18 protein-coding genes and 1 riboswitch are annotated in these 16,728 nt (G+C 70.0%); of the genes, 6 read left to right on the forward strand and 12 right to left on the reverse strand.

Features of this window, described 5'->3' with window-relative positions:
• Positions 1-35: 35 nt before the first annotated feature.
• The gene (locus tag ACIQ7M_RS06250) at positions 36-761 is read left to right on the forward strand and encodes a lysophospholipid acyltransferase family protein (RefSeq protein WP_386981242.1); all 726 of its coding nucleotides are present in this window, start codon (positions 36-38) and stop codon (positions 759-761) included.
• An 84-nt stretch (positions 762-845) separates the two neighbouring features.
• Here ACIQ7M_RS06250 and ACIQ7M_RS06255 read toward each other — a convergent pair whose 3' ends face one another.
• From ACIQ7M_RS06255 to ACIQ7M_RS06290, 8 genes are all read right to left on the reverse strand, one after another.
• On the reverse strand, positions 846-2,456 hold the full coding sequence (locus ACIQ7M_RS06255; protein WP_386981244.1) for an alpha/beta hydrolase: 1,611 nt from the start codon (positions 2,454-2,456) through the stop codon (positions 846-848).
• 167 nt (positions 2,457-2,623) lie between these two features.
• Entirely contained in the window at positions 2,624-3,382 is a 759-nt protein-coding gene (locus tag ACIQ7M_RS06260; RefSeq protein ID WP_403640927.1) for an urease accessory protein UreD, read from the reverse strand.
• Entirely contained in the window at positions 3,379-4,056 is a 678-nt protein-coding gene (gene ureG / locus ACIQ7M_RS06265; RefSeq protein WP_355772171.1) for an urease accessory protein UreG, read from the reverse strand. Before ureG ends, ACIQ7M_RS06260 begins: the two co-directional genes overlap by 4 nt.
• A 331-nt stretch (positions 4,057-4,387) precedes the next feature.
• Positions 4,388-5,062, reverse strand: a complete 675-nt coding sequence (locus tag ACIQ7M_RS06270) for an urease accessory protein UreF (RefSeq protein ID WP_403640306.1) — start codon at positions 5,060-5,062, stop codon at positions 4,388-4,390.
• Positions 5,062-6,783, reverse strand: coding sequence for an urease subunit alpha (locus ACIQ7M_RS06275; protein ID WP_355772176.1), 1,722 nt, complete (start codon positions 6,781-6,783; stop codon positions 5,062-5,064). The genes ACIQ7M_RS06270 and ACIQ7M_RS06275 overlap by 1 nt, the downstream gene beginning before the upstream one ends.
• A complete protein-coding gene (locus ACIQ7M_RS06280) occupies positions 6,776-7,087 on the reverse strand; it encodes an urease subunit beta (RefSeq protein ID WP_326789137.1) in 312 nt (103 codons plus the stop codon). Before ACIQ7M_RS06280 ends, ACIQ7M_RS06275 begins: the two co-directional genes overlap by 8 nt.
• Before the next feature lie 15 nt (positions 7,088-7,102).
• Positions 7,103-7,405, reverse strand: a complete 303-nt coding sequence (locus tag ACIQ7M_RS06285; RefSeq protein ID WP_103550668.1) for an urease subunit gamma — start codon at positions 7,403-7,405, stop codon at positions 7,103-7,105.
• A gap of 315 nt (positions 7,406-7,720) precedes the next feature.
• Positions 7,721-7,999 (reverse strand): type II toxin-antitoxin system Phd/YefM family antitoxin, encoded by a 279-nt coding sequence (locus ACIQ7M_RS06290; RefSeq protein ID WP_384800817.1) that lies wholly within the window; start codon positions 7,997-7,999, stop codon positions 7,721-7,723.
• Positions 8,000-8,187: 188 nt separating this feature from the next.
• Here ACIQ7M_RS06290 and ACIQ7M_RS06295 point away from each other — a divergent pair, with 188 nt between their 5' ends.
• The 3 genes from ACIQ7M_RS06295 (at position 8,188) to ACIQ7M_RS06305 (ending at position 10,146) form a co-directional block, all read left to right on the forward strand.
• A complete protein-coding gene (locus tag ACIQ7M_RS06295; protein ID WP_355772184.1) occupies positions 8,188-8,823 on the forward strand; it encodes an ATP-dependent Clp protease proteolytic subunit in 636 nt (211 codons plus the stop codon).
• Between the two features lie 7 nt (positions 8,824-8,830).
• Positions 8,831-9,136, forward strand: a complete 306-nt coding sequence (locus ACIQ7M_RS06300; RefSeq protein ID WP_355772187.1) for a hypothetical protein — start codon at positions 8,831-8,833, stop codon at positions 9,134-9,136.
• A 336-nt stretch (positions 9,137-9,472) separates the two neighbouring features.
• A riboswitch (cyclic di-AMP (ydaO/yuaA leader) is annotated at positions 9,473-9,669 on the forward strand.
• Between the two features lie 3 nt (positions 9,670-9,672).
• The gene (locus ACIQ7M_RS06305) at positions 9,673-10,146 is read left to right on the forward strand and encodes a C40 family peptidase (protein WP_355772190.1); all 474 of its coding nucleotides are present in this window, start codon (positions 9,673-9,675) and stop codon (positions 10,144-10,146) included.
• A gap of 204 nt (positions 10,147-10,350) precedes the next feature.
• On the opposite strand, the gene ACIQ7M_RS06310 is transcribed toward ACIQ7M_RS06305, so the two are convergent.
• Entirely contained in the window at positions 10,351-10,809 is a 459-nt protein-coding gene (locus ACIQ7M_RS06310; protein ID WP_355772647.1) for an ATP-binding protein, read from the reverse strand.
• Between the two features lie 211 nt (positions 10,810-11,020).
• Between ACIQ7M_RS06310 and ACIQ7M_RS06315 the strand changes: the two genes are divergently transcribed.
• Positions 11,021-11,878, forward strand: a complete 858-nt coding sequence (locus ACIQ7M_RS06315) for a helix-turn-helix transcriptional regulator (RefSeq protein ID WP_355772644.1) — start codon at positions 11,021-11,023, stop codon at positions 11,876-11,878.
• A gap of 11 nt (positions 11,879-11,889) precedes the next feature.
• Positions 11,890-12,114 (forward strand): DUF397 domain-containing protein, encoded by a 225-nt coding sequence (locus ACIQ7M_RS06320; RefSeq protein ID WP_355772641.1) that lies wholly within the window; start codon positions 11,890-11,892, stop codon positions 12,112-12,114.
• Positions 12,115-12,213: 99 nt separating this feature from the next.
• Here ACIQ7M_RS06320 and ACIQ7M_RS06325 read toward each other — a convergent pair whose 3' ends face one another.
• The 3 genes from ACIQ7M_RS06325 to ACIQ7M_RS06335 all read right to left on the reverse strand — a co-directional run bounded on the left by ACIQ7M_RS06325 (position 12,214) and on the right by ACIQ7M_RS06335 (position 16,721).
• Positions 12,214-13,338, reverse strand: a complete 1,125-nt coding sequence (locus ACIQ7M_RS06325) for an 8-amino-7-oxononanoate synthase (RefSeq protein ID WP_386981252.1) — start codon at positions 13,336-13,338, stop codon at positions 12,214-12,216.
• A gap of 1,131 nt (positions 13,339-14,469) precedes the next feature.
• Positions 14,470-14,691, reverse strand: coding sequence for a hypothetical protein (locus ACIQ7M_RS06330; RefSeq protein ID WP_403640316.1), 222 nt, complete (start codon positions 14,689-14,691; stop codon positions 14,470-14,472).
• Between the two features lie 1,598 nt (positions 14,692-16,289).
• Positions 16,290-16,721 (reverse strand): hypothetical protein, encoded by a 432-nt coding sequence (locus ACIQ7M_RS06335; protein ID WP_403640319.1) that lies wholly within the window; start codon positions 16,719-16,721, stop codon positions 16,290-16,292.
• Positions 16,722-16,728: the final 7 nt, after the last annotated feature.

Here is a 16,728-nt window from a genome sequence, read left to right on the forward strand (position 1 = left end):
CTGATCGCTCCCCGGGGAAAACGAGGAGTGCCCCAGTGTTTTATCACGTGCTCAAATATGTGCTTTTGGGTCCGCTGCTGAGAGTGACCTTCCGGCCTCGGATCGAGGGCCTTGAGCACGTTCCGTCGTCGGGCCGCGCCATCGTCGCCGGCAACCATCTGTCCTTCGCGGACCATTTCCTGATGCCGGCGATCCTGAAGCGCCGGATCACCTTCCTGGCGAAGGCCGAGTACTTCACCGGACCCGGCATCAAGGGGCGGCTGACCGCGGCGTTCTTCCGCAGCATCGGGCAGATTCCGGTGGACCGCTCCGGCAAGGAGGCGGGCCAGGCGGCGATCCGCGAGGGACTCGGGGTACTGAACAAGGACGAGCTGCTCGGGATCTACCCCGAGGGCACCCGCTCGCACGACGGCCGCCTCTACAAGGGCAAGGTCGGCGTCGCCGTGATGGCCCTGCGGGCTGAGGCCCCCGTCATCCCGTGCGCGATGATCGGCACCTTCGAGGCCCAGCCGCCGGGCCGGAAGCTCCCGCGGATCCACCCCGTGGTGATCCGCTTCGGCAAGCCGCTCGACTTCTCGCGCTATGCCGGGATGGAGGGAGAGAAGGCCGTGCTTCGGGCCATCACCGACGAGATCATGTACGCCATCCTGTCCCTCTCCGAGCAGGAGTACGTCGACCAGTACGCGGCCGTAGCCAAGGCGGAGGAAGCTGCGGAGAAGGCCGAGGCGGGGCGCAAGTTCCCCCGGATGCCCCTGAGTTGACGCAGCCGGGGCGGGCTCGTACGACGCCCCGGGCACGGCGGAGGGGGCGGCCGGGATTCCGGCCGCCCCCTCGTGCTGTCGGGACTACGGCTGCGGCGTGGCGTGCGGCGTGCACGTCACGTCGGCGGCGTCCGTCTTGCCGGTGAGCAGGTAGGAGTCCACCCGCCCGTTGATGCACGGGTTGACCAGTCCGGTCACACCGTGCGAGCCCGCGCCCTGCTCGGTGATCAGGCGGGAGCCCTTGAACCGCTTGTGCAGCTCGACGGCGCCGGCGTACGGCGTGGCGGCGTCATTGGTGGACTGGACGATGAGGACGGCGGGCAGGCCCTTGCCGGTCCTCACCTCCACCGGGGTCTGCTGCTTGACCGGCCAGGTGGCGCACGGCAGGTTCATCCACGCGTTGGCCCAGGTCATGAACGGGTACTGGGCGTTGAGCCGCGTGTTGTCGCGGTCCCACTTCCTCCAGCTCGTGGGCCACTGCGCGTCGGTGCACTCGACGGCCGTGTACACGGCGTTCCCGTTCTCCGAGGAGATGTTGCCCGCCGTGTCCGACAGGTCGGGGGACGCGGCGTCGACGAGCGCCTGGGTGTCACCGGCGACGTACTTGCTGAACACCGAGGCGGTCGGCACCCACGAGGAGTCGTAGTACGGGGCGCTCTGGAAGAAGGAGATCAGCTCGGCGGGGCCGACGACTCCGCCCAGCGGGGCCTTCTTCGCGGTGGCACGCAGCTTCAGCCACTGGTCCTGCACCTTGGCGCGGGTGTCACCGAGGTGGAAGGTCGCGTCGTTCTTGGCGACCCAGTCCTCCCAGTCCTTCCAGCGGCCCTCGAAGGCGATGTCCTGCTCCAGGTTGGCCTGGTACCAGATGTTCTCGCGCGACGGGTTGACGACACTGTCGACGACCATGCGGCGCACGTGACCCGGGAAGAGCGTGCCGTAGACGGCCCCGAGGTAGGTGCCGTACGAGACGCCCAGGTAGTTGAGCTTCTTCTCGCCGAGCGCGGCCCGGATGACGTCCAGGTCGCGAGCCGTGTTGGGCGTGGTCATCTGCGCCAGCACGGCCTTGCCGCTGCGCTCGGCGCAGCCGTCGGCGTACTCCGCGGCCAGCTTGCGCTGGGCCCGCTTGTCGGCCTCGGAACCCGGGACCGGGTCCGCCTTGGGCGCCTTGACGAACTCCTGCGGGTCGATGCAGGAGATGGGCGCCGAGTGGCCGACTCCGCGCGGGTCGAAGCCCACGAAGTCGTACGCCTTGGCGGTGTTCGCCCACAGCGGGGCCTTGGTGGTGACACGGCGCGGGAAGCGCATGCCGGAACCGCCGGGGCCGCCCGGGTTGTAGACGAGCGCGCCCTGGCGCTCCTCCTTGGTACCGGTGTTCCCGATGCGGTCCACGGCCAGCTTGAGCTGCTTGCCATGGGGGTGTGCGTAGTCCAGCGGCACGCTCACCCAGCCGCACTGGATCGGCTTCTCGAAGCCCCAGTCGGCCGGGCAGTCCTGCCAGTCGATCCCGGCCTTGGCGGCCCGCTCGGCGGCGACGGCCGCGCCGCGCTGCTCGCGGCTCTGCCCGTAGCCCTGCCCGTGCCGCGAGTCGGCGGTGGCCGACGGCGCCGCGACGGCCCCGGCTATGAGGGTCGCCGTGACGAGCACACCGGCCGAACCCAGTGCCGCCACCCGTTTCGTCGGTCTCTTGGACCTCAAGTGTGACCTCCCCGTACATCATTGCGATTGGTACGAGGATCCTTTCGGCTGTGAGGTCCCTGAGGACAGACGCGACCGGTGTTCTTTACCAATCCGATAGCCGGTACGGCCTGTTCCGGTGAGCGGTCAGCCGGTGTGAACAGGTCTACCGGCAAACATAGTTGACATTACGTCAGTTCGTTGAGCGCTTCGTCCAGTACCCTCCTCAGCAGCAGCGCGTCGGGCGCGAGCGCCGTCACGAGCACGGCGGGTCCGGCGAGCGGGGTGAGCGCGGCGTACTCCCCGAGCGGCCGGGCCGCCGGGGGATCCTTCTCGAACTCCGCTTTCACGATGACGAGTTGGCCGAGTGCCCGATGCCCGGCGAGGACGGCGGGCCCGTCCCAGCCGCCGGGTGCACCGGGACCGCACGCCAACTCCTGGTCGAGCAGGGTCCGTCCGTCGCGCCGCACGGTGAGACGGCTGGTCAGCCGCCCGGGTTCCTCGCCCACCCGTCCGAGCACCTGTTCCTCCCGGAAGACCAGGCGGGCACCGCCCCGGAGCTCGATGTGCGAGGAGACGGACAGGTCACTGCCTCCCGCTGAGATCAACTGCTCCGGCAGCCACCACAGTTCACCTCCGTCGGCGACGTCGAGGCGCATGTCGTAGCGGGCCTCCCCCTTGGCCTGTCCGGGCAGGGCGATGGTGGCGGCGGCCGAGCCGACCCGCAGGCGCGCGCCCGGACCGACCCGGGCCTCGACGGCGAGACGATCGCCGCCGAGCGGTCCGCTCATCGCCCCGACGAGCATCACGCGCGCCTCCAGCCCACCGCTTCGCACCCGGCGCAGGGCGAGCGGTCCCTCTCCGTCCAGCACGGGCAGCGAGGTCCCGCCCCGGCCGTCGTCCCTGGCCTCGATCCGCGCGGTGGCGCGGACTCCCGCCGTCGTCACGCGGTCCACGCCGCGAGCCGCTCCCGCACCCAGTCGGCGACCGCCGCGACGCCGGCCTCGGTGCGCAACGACTGGAAGACCACGGGAAGTCCGTCCCGCTGGGCCTTGGCGTCGGTCGCCATCCGCCCGAGGTCGGAGCCGACGTACGGCGCCAGGTCGGTCTTGTTCACCACGAGCAGGTCGGCCGTCGTGACCCCGGGCCCGCCCTTGCGGGGGATGTCGTCCCCGCCCGCGACGTCGATCACGAAGACCTGGGCGTCGACGAGCCCCTTGGAGAAGGTCGCGGTGAGGTTGTCGCCGCCGGACTCCACGAGGATCAGGTCGAGCGGGCCGACCTCGTCCTCCAGGTCCTCGACCGCTTCGAGGTTGGCGGAGATGTCGTCCCGGATCGCGGTGTGCGGGCAGGCACCGGTCTCGACGGCGGTGATCCGCTCGGGCGGCAGTACCGCCTCCCGCAGCAGGAACTCGGCGTCCTCGCGGGTGTAGATGTCGTTGGTGACGACGGCGAGGGAGAGTTCGTCGCGCAGCGCCCGGCAGAGGGCGGCGACGGTCGCGGTCTTCCCGGAGCCGACGGGGCCGCCCAGCCCGATACGCAGGGCACGGCGCCTTCCGTCGGGCCGCCGGGCGTCGGCACTGACGGCGGACGGTCCGTGGTGAAGGTGATCGAGATGCACGATACGACTCCAACTTCGTTAGGCGGGGCGGGGTGATCGAGTTCGGGTGGCGGGTCGGCAACTGGTGCTTCGGAGGCCAGGAATCCGGCGAGCGGACACCGCGGTCACCCGGGGCGTTCGGGTTGCCCTGGTCACCCGGGTCGTTCGGGTGCCCGGGTCGCCGGGTCTCTCGGGTTGCCCGAGTGACCTGTACCCGGGTGCCCGGGTTGCCGGGTGCCCAGGTTGCCGGGTGCCCGGGCGACCGGGCTGGTGGCCAGCCAGTCGGCCCCGGGCGGGCTACCAGGCCACGGCGAGGTTCGCGGGCTTCCCGCGGTCCGGGAGCGTGCGGCCGTCAGGACGCGAACAGCCGTACCGGCCAGGCCGCGTGCGCCTCCGCGCCGATCTCCAGGAGCGGGGCCGACGCGGCGGGAAGCGCCTCGACCCCGTCGTCGAGGACCCGCCGCGCCGCACCCGCCGCCGCGTGGGCGACCATGTCCAGTTCCGGCGCGAGCCGGGCCAGCGCGGCCGTCGCGTCGAACGGGTCGAGGCTCAGCAACCGGACCGTCGCCGACGCGGGCCCGCTGACACACTCGTACGCGGAGCAGTACGCGGCGTCCTCGGGCCCGAGACCCGCGGCCCGCGCGGCGACGCCCAGCACGACCGGCTGATGCGCCCCCTTGGGGAACTCCCGCGCCAGCGCGTCGAGTTCGTCGGACGGCCAGGTCGCCCGGGCGGCCCGCAGGAGCTGTCGGCCCAGACGGCGCGCGGTGACCCGCAGGGCGAGCGAGGGCGTGCGGGCGTCGGCGGCCCCGTCCAGGGCCACCGGATCGACCCCGAGCGCGCCCGCCGCGGCCAGCGCGGCCGAGACGAGTCCGCTCGTGTGCAGCCGGCCTCTGCAGAAGTCCTCCAGGCTCGCCGCCCCGGTGATCCGCCCGGCCCTGACCGCGGCCTCGGCCCCGCCGGAGTGCGCGTGCCCTCCGGCGGGGAAGCGGCCGTCGGCCAGGACGAGAAGTGCAGCCCTGGACATCAGAAGAGGAAGTAACGCTGGGCCATGGGCAGTTCGGCGGCCGGAGTCGCCTCGACGAGCTCCCCGTCGATGTGCACGGCGAAGCTGTCGGGATCGATCCGTACGTCGGGCCGCGCGTCGTTCTCCCGCATGTCGGCCTTGGTCACCGCCCGCGTGGACTCGATGGCGACGAACCGCTTGCCCAGCGAGAGCCGTTCCGGCAGCCCGTCCTCGATGGCCAGCGGTGCCACGAAGTTGAACGAGTTCGCGGCGGGAGCCCGCCCGATCGCCCCGAACATCGGCCGGGGCAGGACCGGTTGCGGTGTCGGGATGGAGGCGTTGGCGTCGCCCATCTGCGCGTACGCGATCATTCCGCCCTTGACGACCAGGTGCGGTTTGACCCCGAAGAACGCGGGCTCCCACAGGACCAGGTCGGCGAGCTTGCCGGTCTCCACCGAGCCGATCTCACGGGCGAGTCCCTGCGCGAGCGCCGGGTTGATCGTGTATTTGGCGACATAGCGACGTACACGATGGTTGTCGGCACGGCCGTCACCCGGCAGGGCGCCCCGGCGCCGCTTCATCACATGGGCCGTCTGCCAGGTCCGCAGGATCACCTCGCCGACGCGGCCCATGGCCTGGGAGTCGGAGGAGATGATCGAGATGGCTCCGAGGTCGTGGAGTATGTCCTCGGCCCCGATGGTGGACGGCCGGATGCGGGACTCGGCGAAGGCCAGGTCCTCGGGCACGGCCGGGTTCAGGTGGTGGCAGACCATCAGCATGTCGAGGTGTTCCTCGGCCGTGTTGACGGTGTAGGGCCGGGTCGGGTTGGTCGAACTCGGCAGGACGTACGGCTCGGAGACCACGGTCATGATGTCCGGCGCGTGCCCGCCGCCCGCGCCCTCCGTGTGGTACGCGTGGATCCCGCGTCCGGCGATGGCGGCGAGGGTGTCGGCGACGAACCCGGACTCGTTCAGGGTGTCGGTGTGGATGGCGACCTGGATGCCGGTGCGGTCGGCGACGGTGAGCGCGGCGTCGATCGCGGCGGGTGTCGAGCCCCAGTCCTCGTGGATCTTCAGGCCGAGCGCGCCGCCCCGGATCTGCGAGAGCATCGCCTCGTGCGAGACGGTGTTGCCCTTTCCGAGCAGACCGAAGTTCAGCGGGTAGCCCTCCATCGCCTCCAGCATCCGGGCCAGATGCCAGGGGCCGGGGGTGACGGTGGTCGCCTTGGAGCCCTCGGCGGGACCCGTGCCGCCGCCGACGAGCGTCGTGATGCCGGAGGCGAGGGCCTCGTCGGCGATCTGCGGACAGATCAGATGGACGTGGGCGTCGATGGCGCCCGCGGTCATGATCCGTCCGTTGCCCGCGATGATCTCGGTCTCGGGGCCGATCACCAGGTCGGGATGGACGCCGTCCATGGTGTCGGGGTTGCCGGCCTTGCCGATGCCGGAGATCCGGCCGTCACGGATGCCGACGTCGGCCTTGACGATCCCCCAGTGGTCGACGATCACGACGCCGGTGACGACGGTGTCCGGGGTGCCTTCGGCGCGCGTGGCGCGTGCCTGGCCCATGGATTCCCGGATGACCTTGCCGCCGCCGAACACCGCCTCGTCACCGGCGAGACCGGGCCCGCCGCAGCGGTCCTCCTCGATCTCGATCAGCAGGTCCGTGTCGGCGAGGCGGATGCGGTCACCGGTGGTCGGACCGAACAGATCGGCGTACGCGGCACGCGAGATCTCAGGCATCGAGGGCACCTCCGGTCTCCCCGCGCAGTCCGGGCACCACGCGGGCGCCGGCGAGCGGGACGAGTTCGACCTCGACGGGGATCCCCGGCTCGAAGCGCACGGCGGTCCCGGCGGCGACGTTGAGCCGCTTCCCGCGGGCTGCGGCGCGGTCGAAGTCCAGACCGGGATTGGCCTCGGCGAAGTGGTAGTGGGAGCCGACCTGGACGGGGCGGTCGGCGGCGTTGAGGACGGTCAGCCGGGTGGCCTCACGCCCCTCGTTGAACACGACGGGTTCGTCGGCGAACAGGAACTCTCCGGGAATCACGGCGCTCCCCCTCCGTCAGACGATCGGGTCGTGGACGGTGACGAGCTTGGTGCCGTCCGGGAAGGTGGCCTCGACCTGGACGTCGTGGATCATCTCGGGGATGCCCGTCATGACGTCGTCCCGGGTGAGGATCTTGCGCCCGGAGGACATCAGTTCGGCGACGGTACGGCCGTCACGGGCGCCTTCGAGGATGTGCGAGGTGATCAGGGCGACGGCCTCGGGGTGGTTCAGTCTCAGTCCGCGGGCCCGGCGCTTCTCGGCGACATCGGCCGCCACATGGATCAGCAGCCTCTCCTGCTCGTGCGGGGTCAGTTGCACGGCGTACCACCTCACATCCTCGCTCCGGGCCGTGCGGGGCCCGGCGGCCGCGGCCACCGAAACCCCTGGTGGCGTGGATGGGCACGCTAGTTGGCCGGAGTTTCGAGGACGTTAACCGGCCCACGATCCCTTTCGGGTCCGGCCGAGGAACGCTCCCTGGCCCGCGATGCCGCCCCGCTTGCCCCGTTCCGCCGGCCCGGCCCCTGGCGGCACCCCGGGGCGCCGTGCGGCCGTCGGGGGCCGGACCGTATACGGCGTGCGGCGCGAGGCGCCGAGTCGCGGGAAGCCGGGGCCGCGCGGACGGTCACGCGGCGGTCAGGAGGCGCTGGGCCCCCGGTGCTCCGCGGCGATGCCGAACCGCTGGTGCTCGCGGGGCGCGGACGCCACGTCACGGACGCTGGACAGCGAGCTGACCACCTGGTCGTCCGCGGGCTCGGGGAGGTCTTCGAGTCGCTCCAGGTCGGCCGCGGAGACCAGGGCGACGAGTGGCTTGCCGTGCCGCGTCACGACGACGCGCTCACCGCCGTACACGACGCGGTTGATCAGTTCGGCGAGCTCAGCCCTGGCTTGCGTCACCGGAATCTCGTAGGCCATGACGTCCAGCTTAGACCGGGCCTCCCGCACCCCGCGGGGCGCGAGATCCCGCCGGCCGACGCCGCTCGGCACCCCTCGGCCACCTTCCCGGCCGGGCGTGCCGCCGTTTCTGCTCTCAGCATGGCCCCCTTCCCCAGAGACGTACGTCCTGTACATTTTTTACAGACGTCGATCTGAGGAGGCGCGCCATGGACAGCCCGTCCGCCCGCTATGTCCTGCCCGAGTTCACGGAACGCACGAGCGCGGGACACCGGACCCTGGATCCGTACGCGAAGCTGCTCGGCGAACGGATCGTGTTCCTCGGGACGCCCATCGACGACACCTCGGCGAACGACGTGACGGCCCAGTTCATGTACCTCGAACACCAGGCGCCCGAACAGGACATCTCGCTGTACATCAACTCCCCCGGCGGCTCCTTCGGTGCGATGACCGCGATCTACGACACGATGCGGTTCGTCACCTGCGACGTCGAGACGGTCTGCCTCGGTCAGGCGGCCTCGGTGGCCGCGGTGCTGCTGGCCTGCGGGACTCCGGGCAAGCGGCTCGCGCTGCCGGGGGCCCGCGTTCTCCTGCGTCAGCCGTCGGCGGCCGAGCCGTTCGAGGGACGGACGAGTGACCTGCTCATCCAGGCCGAGGAGTTGCTGCGGACCCGCCGGACGCTGGAGGAGATGCTCGGGCGCCACACGGGCCGGAGCCCGGAACGGGTCGCGGCGGACCTGGAGCGCGACATGGTCCTCGACGCCCCGGCGGCCCGGGCCTACGGGCTGATCGACCGGATCGTCCCGAGCCGCAGGGCCGCGCTCGACACGTCCGGCGCGAGGTGAGCGGCCGATGATCCCGGACCTCCCCCCGCTGCCCGCGCTGACCCGCGCCGAGGCCGAGCTGATCGACCGCTATCTCGACGTGGTCGACCTGGTCGGCCGCATCAACCCGTCCCGCCCCGGAGACACCTATCGCGGCCTGAGGGCGGCTCAGGCACTCGTCGGCAAGGCGGAGGCCCTGCGGGACGCCCTCGCGCTGATGCATCAGCGGGGCGAGAGCGAGGTGCACGCCCCGACGCTCGCGCAGGCCCTGCGGGTGCTCGACGGAGAGCGGCGGGCCGCCCGGGTCACCGTGCCACCCGAGTCCGGAAGTTGACGGACCCCCACCGCCGACCCGGTACGCGAAAAGCTCCGCGACGTCTGGTCCGCGACTCAAACGGACCGGATGGGGTACCCCCCGACGGCGTATTCATCGGTCCTTTTTGCGACCCCTCCGAGTTGCGCAACACGCGGAGTCCGGACGCCGGATGGGACCCGTCGCCGCAGGTGCGGGCCTCATCGGTGTCTCCAACACGTGCTCGAACAGAGGGGTGTTCACTCGAACAGCCGAGTGGTGAGTAAGCCCACAAAACACCGGTTCCGCTCGGATTTTCCGACTCTGATGAGTGAAGATCCCTTCCGACGACAAGCCCCCGCCACAGCGGCGGGGCGGTCCGGGTGGACGCCGAGTCCTGCCGCCTCCCGGATGCCCGGTCGACAGGAGTGCATCGGCAGGAGTGGAGGACCCAGCTAGACGGGCCGCCGGATCAGTTCCGGGCGGTCCTTGGGGTGAAGCCGCAGCAGCGGCCGGGCAACTTCGCCAGCCCGAATCCGACAGGTCATCCTTCACAGGCGGCTGACGAAGGGTTGCGCATGACTGCGCTCAATCGTGTCCCGTCGCTGTGGACCCGGGCCGGTACGGCCTCGGCGCTCACTCTCGCCGCCGTGGGCGGCAGCCTGGTGGTTCCCGGCATCGCACCCGATGCCGAGGCCGCCACCCTCGCGACGAGGGCACTCCAGGTCGCGGCGTCGAAGCACGGCTCCCCCTACCAGTGGGGCGCCACCGGACCGCACCGCTTCGACTGCTCGGGGCTCACGCTCTACTCGTACAAGAAGGCGGGCAAGAAGCTGCCTCGTACGGCCGCGGCGCAGTACAACAAGACACACCATGTCTCGGCCTCGCACCGCAAGGCCGGTGACCTCGTGTTCTTCCACTCGGGCCGGAACGTGTACCACGTCGGCATCTACGCCGGTAAGGGAAAGATCTGGCACTCCCCGAAGACCGGGGAAGTGGTGAAGCTGCAGAAGATCTGGACGAGAAGCGTCTGGTACGGCAGGGTCGGCTGACCCTTTCGCCCGGGGCGGCGGACCTCGCCGCCCCGGCGCGAGCCCTCTCAGGGCCGCTGTGACGCCCTCCCGGCCCCCTCGTGGGCCTACCGGGCCTGCGCGGCCCTCGTGGACCGGCAACGGCCGGCGCGGTCCCGCGGGCCGATGACGACCGGCACGGCCCTCATGCGCTGATGACGACCGGTCGCTTCGGGGTGTCGGGGCTCAGGGCTCCTGGGGCACCCCGGCCGGCACCGGCTGGGCGGGGACCGTCCACGGGAGCTCGATGGAGACCGTCTTGCCGCCCTCCCGGGTCGGTACGACGGTGAGCCTGCCGCCGCATTCGGCGGTGAGCCAGCGGATGATCACCATGCCGCGGCCGTTGTCCTGCTGGACAGCCGCGGGCAGCCTCTTCGGGAAGCGCGGATGGCTGTCGGTGACACCGATACGCAGCCGCTCCTCCCGGTCGAGACGCACGCCGACCGTGAAGGTGGGCGACTGCCCGAACGTGTGCTGCACCGCGTTGGTGGCCAGTTCGGACACGATCAGCCGCACGGTCTCGGCGACTTCGCAGTCCCCCGGCAGGCCCCATTCGGACAGCACATCGGCGACGAATGTTCGGGCCACGGAAACCGAGACCGGTTCGCTCGGCAGGGTGACGGATGCTTCCTGATGGTCTGCCATGGCGACGTTCGTCCCTTTCCACGGGACCGGAGCCCGACACCGAGCGGATGGTTCGAGTACGGTCCCGGACTGGTGCTTGCGCCAGACTGCCATTACCGGGCCGGTCGCGGGTGCGATCCACCGAGTAATGCATATATCTGTCGCTCGATGCGGTGAACTCTGCGTCGGCAGAGCGTATTCGGACGACTTGGAAGGAGTAAGGAGAACAGCCATGCAGCACGGTCCCGCGGTGCGCCGCCGCAAGCTCGGTGCCGAACTGCGCGCGCTGCGCGCGGGCACGGGTCTCACGAGCGGGGAGGCGGCCCGCCTCCTCGGCTGGCACCAGTCGAAGGTGAGCCGCATCGAGACCGGCACCAGCGGGGTGAAACCGGCCGATGTGGAACGCCTGTTGCACGCGTACGGCGTCGAGGACCCCGAACTGCGGCGACTTCTGGTCGTGTTGGCGGGCTCCGAGGTCAACGGCCGGCACCACTGGTGGCACGCGTACCGCGGGGTGCTCCCGCCGGAGTACCGCGACTTCATCAGCCTGGAGTCCGGCGCCAGCGCCATGCGCACCCTGGAGACCTCTGTCGTACCCGGTCTGCTGCAGACGCCGGAGTACGCCCGCGCGGTGACCCGGGCCGCCGTGGACGGACTGGAGGAGAGCAAGCTCGACACCCTGGTCGAAGTGCGCCTGGCCCGGCAGGACGTGCTGCGCTCGGACCCGCCGCTCGAACTGTCCGCCGTCCTGGACGAAGCCGTGCTGCGCCGGGAGGTGGGCGGCCCCGATGTCATGGCACGCCAGCTCCGCCGGCTGCGCGAGGCCGCCGTCCTGCCTCAAGTACGGCTCCAGGTGCTGCCGTTCGCCGCCGGCGCACACATCGGCGTGACCGGTCCTTTCGTTATTTTCTCATTTCCGAACACAACCGATCTGGATGTGGTTGTTCTCGACCACTTGACGAGTAGCCTCTATCTCGAACGGAAAGAAGACCTCCAGGCCTACGCCGAGGCCTTCAACGCCCTTCAGTTCCACGCCCTTTCACCCGAGGACTCGTTGGACTACATCGCCGCGATAGGCGACGACACGTAAGGAGGCACGTCATGTCTGCAATGCCTCGGTACGTACCCTCCAGTACTTCACTGCGCCATGTGCGCTGGCTGCGCAGCAGCCGCAGTACCGGGATGAACAACTGCGTCGAGACGGCACGCCCGGGCACCGGACCCTGGTCCGGAATGGTCGCGGTGCGCGATTCCAAGAACACGGCGGGCCCCGCCCTGCTGTTCACCCCGGACGTCTGGGAGGGGTTCATCACCGGGCTGAACTGACCCCGCACGGTTCACCGCTCCACCGCACAACCGGCCGGCCGCCCCTGCGGACCACCGGCCGATCGCCCCACCCGCTCGTCGACCGATCGCTCCACCGGTTCACCGGTTCCGGCTGATCACGTCCACCGCGTGCTCGATCTGCTCCTCCGTGAGGTCCGCGCGGGCCGTCAGCCGCAGCCGCGAAACACCGTCGGGCACCGACGGGGGACGGAAACAGCCGACGGCGAGGCCCGCCTCGCGGCAGTCGGCCGCCCATCGCACCGCCCGTTCGGGGGACGGTGCCCGCACGGAGACGACCGCGGCGTCCGGTCGTACCGCGGAGAGACCCTCCGCCGTCAGCCGCGTGTGCAGCGCCCTGGCCACCTCGCGTGCCCGCGCCGCCCGCTCGGGCTCACGGCGCAGCAGGCGCAGGGCCGCGAGTGCCGCGCCCGCCGCCGCCGGCGCCAGGCCGGTGTCGAAGATGAAGGTGCGCGCCGCGTTGATCAGATGGTCGATGACGGCCGCCGGGCCGAGGACCGCGCCGCCCTGACTCCCGAGCGACTTGGACAGCGTGACGGTCACGACGACGTCCGGGTCCCCCGCGAGCCCAGCGGCGTGCGGAGCGCCCCTGCCGCCGTCGCCCAGGACCCCGAGCCCGTGCGCGTCGTCGACGATCAGACCGGCACCGTACTCCCGGCTCGCGAGGGCCAGTTCGGCGAGCGGGGCCGCGTCACCGTCCACCGAGAAGACCGTGTCGGAGACGGTGACGGCAGGTCCGTCGTGGGTGCCGAGCGCCTTGCGCACGGCGTCGGGGTCCACGTGGGAGACCACCTGGGTCGTGCCGCGGGCCAGCCGGCAGCCGTCGATCAGGGAGGCGTGGTTGCCCGCGTCCGAGACGATCAGCGAGCCGTGCGGCGCGAGGGCGGTGACGGCGGCGAGGTTGGCCGCGTAGCCCGAGGACAGGACGAGCGCGGACTCGAAACCGCAGAAGTCGGCCAGTTCTCGTTCCAGCTCGCCGTGGAGTTCGGTGGTGCCGGTGACGAGCCGGGAACCGGTCGCGCCGCCGCCCCACCGGCGCGCTGCCGCGGCCGCGCCCTCGGTGACCTCCGGATGGCGGGCGAGCCCGAGGTAGTCGTTGCTCGCGAGATCGAGGAGCGGCGACTCGGCGGGGCGCGGGCGCAACGTACGCACGAGTCCGGCCCGGCGGCGCGCCTCGGCCTGCTCGTCGATCCAGCCGAACGCCATGTGTCCTCCGGGTCTCGCTGCGGTGCGGTGGCGGTGATTTGTAGGCAGTGAACAGACCCTAGCGGTCGCCCCGACGGCGCATGATGTGGCAATACCCACACGTAGAAATATCAAGCACCGGATCAGCGCAGGTCAGAGGCCGTTTCACGCCCTGGCCTGAAGATCGTTTCTCACAGCACGGACGGCCGTGCGCCCGGGGAGCTCCGACGCGACTCAGTGGCTGCTGCTGCGCGACCGCACAGCCAAGCGCCTATAACCGGCGCACCAGCTGCAGCCGCACTTTGCGCGCCAGCCACCCAGGACGCCGTCGAGGCAGTCCCTGCACCGACCCGTACAGGCCGCTAGGAACGAGCCTGCGGACAGTCGCCCTGCGAGGCCCGGGCGACCCTTGTGACTTCCCTGACGCCCACTGGGGTGTTCCCTTGTGCGCGCTCAGGTCAGCGGAGGCCGTCGGTGTCGTCGCGCTCTTCGCCGACCCGGAATCGCCGACCGTCGCCCCCTGGGTCCTCGCTGTGGATGACCGCGCAGGATGCTTCTCGGAAGTTGAGCCTGACCTGCTCTTCTGCCGACATGGACATCTTCGAGTCCCGGTGGTGTCCCTGAGGAGACCCTTTGCTGCCATCGGCCGGACGTGACAACGCCGCTGATGACTGAAACCCCAAGAGGACACCACTGAGATCCGTAAGTGCACCAGCCGGGACACGCATCGGCCTCCATCTGGACTATCCACCGGGGTGTGGGCCAGCTCCTCATCCTCAGTCACCAGTACAAGAACCGCGGAGAGGCTCGAGCGCGCCTACGAGGTCCTCACCGCGCTGCGGGTACTGCGAGCGCGCCTGAACCTCGCGGAGATAGCGGGCGGCCTCCTGCATCACGCCGGTGAGCGGCAGACCGCGGAAGAAGCCAGCATCTCCCGGACGGCACTCCCGGCCGTCTACGAGACGGTCCTCCAACCAGCGATTGGCTGCGGCGCCTGCGGGTCGGGCAAGCGCGGCAGAGCTCAACCTGGTTCCTCGGGACGGCAGCCAGCCCCAAAGCCCCTGCTCCCGCTCTCCCGACTCAGGGCAGTCCAACCTGGAAGACCGACAGTGACCTCCGGTTCCCGCCCCTCAGGAGCGGACGAGGCCGTTCTCAGACATCCCAGGGATCTTGCTGGTCGAGCGCAGCCAGCACGCGAGTCGGATCGTCGATCAGGTCGAATAGGCTGCTCGTGCAGCGCGCCCACTGCTTGGCATCCCCCTCAGCGAACGCCGCAGCCGACGCGAACTGGCCCCGAAGGTCGGCCGGCAACCGGTCGGCCAGGGACGCACTGAGCTCTCGGCCCAGAACTACGCGTGGCGACGACTGCAGCAAGAGGCCCAGCTTGCCGGTCGCCGGGACGACGGTGCCGCTCTCACGCCTTCGAAAGCCGTAACGACATCGCACACCCAGCCGCCATCCCAGGTGCCGGGGAGCGGAACAGCGATCCGCTGAACGCTGGTGATCGCGTCCCTCCCCAACGCGAGCGAGAGCCCTCCCGGATCCTCGTGGTAGTTCAGGTAGCGGGCAACGTCGACGCCCGGCGGGCAGACCTCGTCGAGCCCGACGTCTCCGACGAAGCTGACGTGATCCGGGAACGAGAATGGCCCCTGACCAACCTCGAAGAGGCCGCTACGGAAGCCCGCGCGGAGTTGCAGGCGGCACAGCTGGAGGCGGCCACGGTGCTGCTCGAGGCCGCCGACGCCGACAGCTGCGCCACAGCGGCCGGAGCCGCGCTCGATGCACTGTCCCAAGCACACAGACATGACAGTGGAGTCGATGCCTCCCGAGACAGTCGCCTCGAAAGGCGACCACTCCTCAAGTGCCCAGCCGGGCGAACTGCGCGGTCTGGTGATGAGAAAGGACGAACTGTGACTGCTCCGGGGCCGCAACCGAAATACCAGGTAGCGCCCTCCCTGCGATGACCTCTCCGCAGCCGGCGAAGCCATCCACCCGGCTTCAGAACAGCCTCGTACCCAAGCCGCAGCGCCTGCCGGGAATCCCGGCCTCCTGCGCTGTCTGGCGCTCGCTCGCGGAGACGACCACCCCGGTCTCAGCAAATGTCAGGTATGCGCGTAGACCCGCGAGGCAGTGCGCGTCTTCGCTCCCCACGCCACGGCGTGACCTCAATGCGGTCACGCACGGCCGCCGATACCTCACGGGGTGCTGGCGGGACTCCACCCCTGCCGCGCCAACCACCGCCGCACACAGGCTCTCCCAGACCCGATGGACGTTGGAAGGGAGCGCGTGCCGGTCCGGAGCGCCGCGACATGTTCTGAGTGGCCACCCACCCTCATGCCGGTGCGCCGACTGGTTGCCGCTGCCGCCGACGCGGGCCAAGTGGCAGTCTATGGCTACGGTGATGCGATGCCCGTGTTCGGCAAGACCCTCCCGTTCCTCCCACCGGGCGACCTGCCCGTCACGATCGAGCTTCCTGTGGCAGTCGGCCGCTTGGCGACGCGTTAGGTCACCGAGAAGTATCAGCTCAGCGGTGGTCGGCTGGACCTTGACGAGCCCCAGCGGTCCGGTCTGAACCCCTGTGACCGCCTCTGGTTGGGGATTTGCTGGACCTGAAGTCTTCTGGGAGTCGTGCGGAGAGCGTGCATCATTTGGAATTCTGGGAGCCGTCTCGCAAAGACACGGACACCACCCAGACCCGCAAAAGACCATGGGTGGCGCCCGGAACCGACCTCCAAGCGGTGCCAGCGAAGCCTCCAGGATTCCTGTTCTGGAGGCTTTCCCATGCCTGGCTCCGACGGAGGCAGGCATCCCCAATGCAATTCGCCCGACGGCGCGAAGAGCGCCGGGGGCACCCTGTTTTTGCCATCCTCCGAGCCGGTGTGCCGGGTCAGAGGATGGCCGCTACTCAGCGGCGGGCGGCCTGCGAAGAGGGGCACACGCGGGGAGACTGGCCAAGCGAGATGGCGTCATGGTCAAGTTGGCAAATCTGTGGCTGTGTAGCCGACTAGTCCGAGGCCACTGACCAGAGGAAGGATTTTCGCGAGGTACCACTCGAAATCGACATAGCTGTCGGCATCCTTGCGGTAAACAGTGTCGACTCTCGGATCCACTATGATTCTTTGCCCGCCAGACAGAATGAGGAAGGAGCCTCCGATCCCCGTGGCCCCCCAGGTGAGGATCACTGCACAGGCCCCATGAGCCTGTCGAGCTCGTTCCATCTCTTGGACAACAGTAGGGGCGGCATCAAGGGGCTTGGTGTCCCAATCAGTCATATCCGATTCTACGAGGTAGTTGATACGACCGCCGTCATCCAATCGCCAAGCACCCCGCGTGAGCGATTCGATGATTTCCGGGATTGACAGTCTGTTGCTGAATTCGAACTTAATACTGACACGCCTGCTCATGAAAACC

This window comes from Streptomyces sp. NPDC096324, assembly GCF_044763015.1.
In the GTDB taxonomy this organism is placed as follows: Bacteria; Actinomycetota; Actinomycetes; order Streptomycetales; family Streptomycetaceae; genus Streptomyces.

Excerpts from the sequence above, each read along its gene's own strand:
- ACIQ7M_RS06315 (WP_355772644.1), top strand. The coding sequence starts at position 11,021 with ATGCAGCACGGTCCCGCGGTGCGCCGCCGCAAGCTCGGTGCCGAACTG.
- ACIQ7M_RS06295 (WP_355772184.1), top strand. The coding sequence starts at position 8,188 with ATGGACAGCCCGTCCGCCCGCTATGTCCTGCCCGAGTTCACGGAACGC.
- ACIQ7M_RS06290 (WP_384800817.1), bottom strand. The coding sequence starts at position 7,999 with ATGGCCTACGAGATTCCGGTGACGCAAGCCAGGGCTGAGCTCGCCGAA.
- ACIQ7M_RS06310 (WP_355772647.1), bottom strand. The coding sequence starts at position 10,809 with ATGGCAGACCATCAGGAAGCATCCGTCACCCTGCCGAGCGAACCGGTC.
- ACIQ7M_RS06300 (WP_355772187.1), top strand. The coding sequence starts at position 8,831 with ATGATCCCGGACCTCCCCCCGCTGCCCGCGCTGACCCGCGCCGAGGCC.
- ACIQ7M_RS06335 (WP_403640319.1), bottom strand. The coding sequence starts at position 16,721 with ATGAGCAGGCGTGTCAGTATTAAGTTCGAATTCAGCAACAGACTGTCA.
- ACIQ7M_RS06275 (WP_355772176.1), bottom strand. The coding sequence starts at position 6,783 with ATGCCTGAGATCTCGCGTGCCGCGTACGCCGATCTGTTCGGTCCGACC.
- ACIQ7M_RS06320 (WP_355772641.1), top strand. The coding sequence starts at position 11,890 with ATGTCTGCAATGCCTCGGTACGTACCCTCCAGTACTTCACTGCGCCAT.
- ACIQ7M_RS06305 (WP_355772190.1), top strand. The coding sequence starts at position 9,673 with ATGACTGCGCTCAATCGTGTCCCGTCGCTGTGGACCCGGGCCGGTACG.
- ACIQ7M_RS06325 (WP_386981252.1), bottom strand. The coding sequence starts at position 13,338 with ATGGCGTTCGGCTGGATCGACGAGCAGGCCGAGGCGCGCCGCCGGGCC.
- ACIQ7M_RS06270 (WP_403640306.1), bottom strand. The coding sequence starts at position 5,062 with ATGTCCAGGGCTGCACTTCTCGTCCTGGCCGACGGCCGCTTCCCCGCC.